Origin of the sequence: Pedomonas sp. (assembly GCF_036515995.1) — a bacterium.
Lineage (GTDB): Bacteria > Pseudomonadota > Alphaproteobacteria > Sphingomonadales > Sphingomonadaceae > Pedomonas.
Genome location: NZ_DATBUP010000012.1, coordinates 1 through 5,229 on the forward strand (window position 1 = coordinate 1; position 5,229 = coordinate 5,229).

6 protein-coding genes, 1 tRNA gene and 1 pseudogene are annotated in these 5,229 nt (G+C 66.3%); 5 read left to right on the forward strand and 3 right to left on the reverse strand.

All coding sequences use genetic code 11. The annotated features are described in order from the left end of the window. Positions 1–758 (forward strand): HAD-IC family P-type ATPase (locus VIG90_RS01070; protein ID WP_331591544.1); only part of this gene is annotated, 758 nt, incomplete at its 5' end. Positions 759–903: 145 nt separating this feature from the next. After that, positions 904–1,308 (forward strand): Cu(I)-responsive transcriptional regulator, encoded by a 405-nt coding sequence (gene cueR, locus VIG90_RS01075; protein WP_331591546.1) that lies wholly within the window; start codon positions 904–906, stop codon positions 1,306–1,308. 66 nt (positions 1,309–1,374) lie between these two features. On the opposite strand, the gene VIG90_RS01080 is transcribed toward cueR, so the two are convergent. Continuing rightward, positions 1,375–1,539, reverse strand: a complete 165-nt coding sequence (locus VIG90_RS01080) for a hypothetical protein (protein WP_331591547.1) — start codon at positions 1,537–1,539, stop codon at positions 1,375–1,377. A 157-nt stretch (positions 1,540–1,696) separates the two neighbouring features. Further along, positions 1,697–2,191, reverse strand: coding sequence for a DUF6306 domain-containing protein (locus tag VIG90_RS01085; RefSeq protein WP_331591548.1), 495 nt, complete (start codon positions 2,189–2,191; stop codon positions 1,697–1,699). 202 nt (positions 2,192–2,393) lie between these two features. Between VIG90_RS01085 and VIG90_RS01090 the strand changes: the two genes are divergently transcribed. Together VIG90_RS01090 and VIG90_RS01095 are read left to right on the forward strand one after the other, a co-directional pair. Further along, positions 2,394–3,713 carry an MFS transporter gene (locus tag VIG90_RS01090; protein WP_414695456.1) on the forward strand — a complete coding sequence of 440 codons (1,320 nt, stop codon included), beginning with the start codon at positions 2,394–2,396 and terminating at the stop codon, positions 3,711–3,713. A gap of 41 nt (positions 3,714–3,754) precedes the next feature. Continuing rightward, on the forward strand, positions 3,755–4,276 hold the full coding sequence (locus tag VIG90_RS01095) for a GNAT family N-acetyltransferase (RefSeq protein WP_331591550.1): 522 nt from the start codon (positions 3,755–3,757) through the stop codon (positions 4,274–4,276). A gap of 48 nt (positions 4,277–4,324) precedes the next feature. On the opposite strand, the gene VIG90_RS01100 is transcribed toward VIG90_RS01095, so the two are convergent. Further along, positions 4,325–4,398: transfer RNA gene (locus VIG90_RS01100), tRNA-Gly, on the reverse strand. Positions 4,399–4,960: 562 nt separating this feature from the next. Between VIG90_RS01100 and VIG90_RS01105 the strand changes: the two are divergent. Next, positions 4,961–5,229, forward strand: a pseudogene (locus VIG90_RS01105) (hypothetical protein); the annotation flags it as partial.

A 5,229-nucleotide genomic window follows, 5' to 3' on the forward strand; every position in this document is an offset into this window, starting at 1 on the left:
GGCGGGGCGTCTCCGGCCGGGTGGACGGGCGCGAGCTGCGCCTCGGCAACCAGCGGCTGATGACGGAGGAGGGCATCGACACCGCCCCGCTGGCGGAAGACGCTGCACGGCTGGCGGCGGAAGGGCGCACGGTGAGCTGGCTGGCGGAGGTTGGGCCGGTGGAAGGGGGCGGGACACCCCGCCTGCTCGGCCTGTTCGCCTTCGGCGACGCGCTGAAGCCCAGCGCCTTCGAGGCGGTGGCGGCCCTCAAGCGGGCGGACATCCGCACCGTGCTGCTGACCGGAGATTCTGCTGGCGCTGGCGAGGCCGCCGGCCGCGCGCTGGGGCTGGACGAGGTGATTGCGGGCGTGTTGCCTGAGGGCAAGGCCGAGGTGGTGGCGCGGCTGCGCGCTCAGGGGCGCACCGTTGCCATGATCGGCGATGGCATCAACGACGCCCCGGCGCTGGCCGCCGCTCACGTCGGCGTCGCCATGGGCTCGGGCACGGACGTGGCGATGGAGGCGGCCGGCATCACCCTCATGCGCGGCGACCCGCGCCTAATGGCCGATGCGCTCGACATCTCCCGCCGCACCTACGGCAAGATCCGGCAGGGGCTGTTCTGGGCCTTCATCTACAACATCATCGGCATCCCGCTGGCCGCCATCGGCCTGCTCAGCCCGGTGATCGCCGGGGCCGCCATGGCGCTCTCCAGCGTCAGCGTGATGATGAACGCGCTGATGCTGCGGCGGTGGCAGCCGCGGTCGGGTGGAAGGGATTGAGGTGTTTCGAAGGGGGTCTTAACCCCCTTCACCCCCATTCGTTTTTCGGGACGTGCGCGGGATGACGGGCGCGGCTGTTTGAAAGGAAGAGGGGGATAAGTCTTTCTTTCATAAGAAATTCAAAAGCGTGCAAGGACAGGCACTCATGAACATCGGCCAGGCATCGAAGGCGTCAGGCGTGTCGCAGCGGATGATCCGCCACTATGAAGAGATCGGCCTGACGCCGAAGGCGGCGCGGCGCGAGTCAGGCTACCGGGACTACAGCGAGGTGGACGTGCACCGGCTGACGTTCATTCGCCGGGCGCGGGATCTGGGCTTCTCCATCGAGGAGATCGGGCAGCTGCTGGCGCTGTGGCAGGACACGGGCCGGGCCAGCGCGGACGTGAAGGCGCTGGCGCTGGCCCGGGCCGAGGAACTGCACCGCAAGGCCGAGGCGCTGGAAGCCATGCGCCGCACGCTCCTGCATCTGGCCTCCAACTGTCAGGGCAACAACCGGCCCGACTGTCCCATACTGGAAGACCTCGCCAGCGGCTGCTGCGAGAAGGCGTGAGGCGGATCAGCCCAGCGCCTTGCAGTCTCGATTCTTGCGCGTGGGTGGGCGCAGGGACGGCGGCAGTTACAGCTTCTCCGGCCTGGCCTGACTTCGGGCCCGGCGAAAGCGCTTTAAGGCTTCATCGAGCGGGACGCCGCCAGTTCTGACGGCACGCTTGAAATCCTCGCGCGTCCATTCCGGATTGCCAGTATCGACGAGCAGGGGGCTGAATGGCTGGTTGCGGGGCATGATTTTATTGCCTCTGCTAAGAACATGGACAGTGGCGTATCTGGAGTCAAAAGTCAGCCTTGCCATGGTCGTAGATGCGCTGCGGTGAACGACGCGCGGTCCGCTGAAAATGCCGAGAGTGCAGAGGGTTAAGACCCTCTGCATAACTTCATAACCGTCAGTCCGATTCCAAGGCGCGGGCGGCGGCGTCGATGTTGTGGACGTGGCTTTCGGACATCTCGCGCAGGGCGGCGTGCAGGGCGTCGTCACGGACCTTTGGCATCAGTTCGGCCAGCTTGCGGACGACCCAGTTCTGGCCGCGATTGAGGAAGAGAAGCCGGGCGTGAGGGTCGGCGATGGCCATGGCCTTTTCGGCGAACGCGCCGCGCTTGGCGGACGGAGAGGCGGAGAGGCGTTCAAGCTGGGCGGTGAGCATGGCGCACCAGCGGGCTTCGTCCGCCGCGATGGATTTCAGCAGGTCGGCCATCTCGGGCGGGGCGTCGTTCAGGGATGCGCGGGCGACGTAGGCCCCGGCGCGCTCGGCTTCCAGCAGTTCGTTGAGGGCGGCGACCAGTTCATCGCGGGTGGCGAAGCCCATGTAGGCGTCATCCGCTTCTGAGGCGTAGCACACGGGTGAGGACGGGCTGGCGGGCGTCTGGGGCGTCTGGGCCATGGGGGCGCAACTCCGTCAAAGGGGCCGTCTTGAGTATAGGGCGTTTCGTGCGCCTGCGCCACGAAACAGAATTATCAGGGCGGGTGGTTCTTAGCGTGGTCCAGAGGCTTTTTCTGGTGCGAAAACGACAGGATCGTGTGCGGGAACTCTTGACCGTGAAAGCGGGAGGGATAAGGCTCACGAGCTTTTTTCGCGGGGGGAAATGGGGATGTCAGTGGCAGACGTGAGTAATGGCGTGAGACTGGAAAACGATGGAGCGGGAGCGCCCGCAAATTCCGCGAAGCGGGTGCTGGGCGCGAGCCTGACCGGCACGGCAGTCGAGTTCTACGATTTCTATATCTACGCCACCGCTGCCGCGCTGGTGTTCGGCCCGCTGTTCTTCCCGTCTGAAAACCCCTCGCTGCAACTGCTGGCGGCCTATGCCAGCCTTGGCGTGGCGTTCATCGCGCGGCCGATCGGGGCCATCGCCTTCGGGCACTTCGGCGACAAGATCGGGCGCAAGTCAACGCTGGTGGCCTCGCTGATGATCATGGGCGGCTCGACCGTCGCCATTGGTTTCCTGCCGACCTACGAGACCGCGGGCTGGCTGGCCCCGCTGCTGCTGTGCCTGATGCGCTTCGGGCAGGGCTTCGGCCTGGGGGGCGAATGGGGCGGCGCGGCGCTGCTGGCGGTGGAAAATGCGCCCCGGGGCTGGAAGGGCCGCTTCGGCATGTTCCCGCAGCTGGGCGCGCCGGTGGGCTTCATTGCCGCCAACGGCCTGTTCCTGATCCTCGGGCTGCTGTTGAGCCAGGAAGACTTCGTGGCGTGGGGCTGGCGCCTGCCGTTCATTCTGAGCGCGGTGCTGGTGTTCCTGGGCCTGTGGGTGCGCACGCGCCTCAGCGAGACCCCCGCCTTTGCCAAGGCGCTGGAGGAAGCGCCGCCCGTTGCCGTGCCGCTGGCCGAGGTGGTGCGCGAGTATCCGCGTGCGCTGATCGGCGGGACGTTCGCCGTGGTGGCCTGCTTTGCCCTGTTCTACCTCTCGACCGCGTTCATCCTCGGCTACGGCACCACGACGCTGGGCTATGACCGCGAGACCTTCCTGCAGGTGATGCTGGGCGCGATCCTGTTCATGGCGGCGGGCATCGTGATCGCCGGTGTGTGGTCTGACTTCTCCACCCCGCGCCGGGTGCTGATGGCCGGGTGCGTGCTGACCGTTCCCGCCGGCCTGCTGATGGCCCCGATGCTGGACGCGGGCTCGCTGATGTTCGTGTTCTTCTATCTCAGCTTCGCCCTGTTCGTGATGGGGCTGGTCTATGGCCCGCTGGGCGCGTTCCTGCCGAGCCTGTTCCCGGCCCGCGTGCGCTACACGGGCGCGTCCATGACCTTCAACATCGGCGGCATCATCGGCGGTTCGCTGACCCCGATGATCGCGCAGGTGCTGGCTGGCCACGGCGGCATGTTCTATGTGGGCGTGTATCTGGCGGTGGCGGGCGTGATCAGCTTCATCGCGCTGCTGCCGCTGCGGCCGCTCCCCGAAAGCTGAGGGGCGGATAGCCGAGAGTTTGAGTTGAGGAGTGGAGCGTGATGGGGAGCGAGGCGGCGCAGGGGCGCAGGCAGGCCGAGTGGCAGCAGATGACGGCGGCGGATGTTGATGCCGTTCTTGCCGTGGCCGATGTGGTGCACCCCGCCTTCCCCGAGGACCGGGCCGTGCTGGCCGAGCGCTTCGCCCTGCACCCCGAGGGGTGCCTGGTGCTGCGGGCGGGCGATGGCGCGGTCATCGGCTACACGCTGACCCATCCGTGGGCAGCGGATACGGTGCCGCCGCTCAACACCCTGCTGGGCCGCCTGCCGGATGCAGAGGTGTATTACATTCATGACCTTGCCCTGCTGCCCGCCGCGCGCGGCCTGAGGGCCGGCAATGCCGCGGTACGGCTGCTGGAAGCGCACGCCCGCGCGCTGGGGCTCAGCCGGATGGCGCTGGTGGCGGTGAACAACTCCGGCGGGTTCTGGAGCGCTCAAGGCTTCGAGCAGGTGAGCAGCCCGCAGTGGGCGCAGAAGCTGGCCAGCTACGGCGATGATGCCGCCTACATGGTGAAGGCGGTCTAACGTCAGGCCTGCAATTTCAAAGGGAAAGCTGGAATTTCAAGGAGAAGCTGGAGCGGGTAGCGGGAATCGAACCCGCGCGATCAGCTTGGGAAGCTGACAGGCTACCATTACATCATACCCGCATCGGAGCATTCTCAAGCAGCCTTGCCGCTGCGCTGAAATGCGACCGCAATGGATCGGGGATTTAGATAGGGCATGGACGCCCATGCCGTCAATCAGCCCCGCACGTGCTTTCGACTAAAAATGCGGAAGAAAAAGATGCCGGGTGCGACCCACCGTAGCCCGGCGCGGTGTGAAGAAGCAGCGGGCGGCGGCAGGGATGCCCAACTGCTGGTCTTAATACTGCCAGAGCCGGTGACAGCCCATGACAGTTCAGGGGGGTGAAGCACGCCGTGGCGTACACCTGCTGTGGGGCAGGCAAGCGGGACCATAGGACCCAACTACCTGAAGTGACTATATTAATCGTACGGGAGCGTATCGTCCCGATGGTCGAATGTTTTCCGTGTCTTGCGAACCGGGAAGGCGGCCGTGCAAGGGTGCTGTCTGAAGCCGGGCCGCCGGATCGATACGGATCAAATGATACACTCCGCATCCGTAATATAGCTGACTTGACTCGTTGCGCCGTCGATGAGAACAAAAGCGGAACAACAGGCGTTACAGCAGATGTTGTCTGCGGGGTGAAACATGGCGGCGGCGGCGGAAAAACAGCGACTTTTGGACCAGCTGCGCGAGACGGTCTCGCAGCTGGAGGGGCGCGGCGTCGGCCTTGACGAATCGGATGCGGGACGATGCTGGACCTTTGGCGCGGCGGACGTGGATGCGCACCTTGGTGGCGGGCTGGCGCTGGACGGCCTGCACGAATGGGGCGTGGGAACGGCGGAGCGCGGCGGCATCGGCCACGGCGCGGCGCTGGCGGGCGTGGTGGCGGGCCTGCTCCAGCGCCTGCCGGGGCA

Excerpts from the sequence above, each read along its gene's own strand:
- VIG90_RS01080 (WP_331591547.1), bottom strand. The coding sequence starts at position 1,539 with ATGCCCCGCAACCAGCCATTCAGCCCCCTGCTCGTCGATACTGGCAAT.
- VIG90_RS01085 (WP_331591548.1), bottom strand. The coding sequence starts at position 2,191 with ATGGCCCAGACGCCCCAGACGCCCGCCAGCCCGTCCTCACCCGTGTGC.
- VIG90_RS01095 (WP_331591550.1), top strand. The coding sequence starts at position 3,755 with ATGGGGAGCGAGGCGGCGCAGGGGCGCAGGCAGGCCGAGTGGCAGCAG.
- cueR (WP_331591546.1), top strand. The coding sequence starts at position 904 with ATGAACATCGGCCAGGCATCGAAGGCGTCAGGCGTGTCGCAGCGGATG.
- VIG90_RS01090 (WP_414695456.1), top strand. The coding sequence starts at position 2,394 with ATGGGGATGTCAGTGGCAGACGTGAGTAATGGCGTGAGACTGGAAAAC.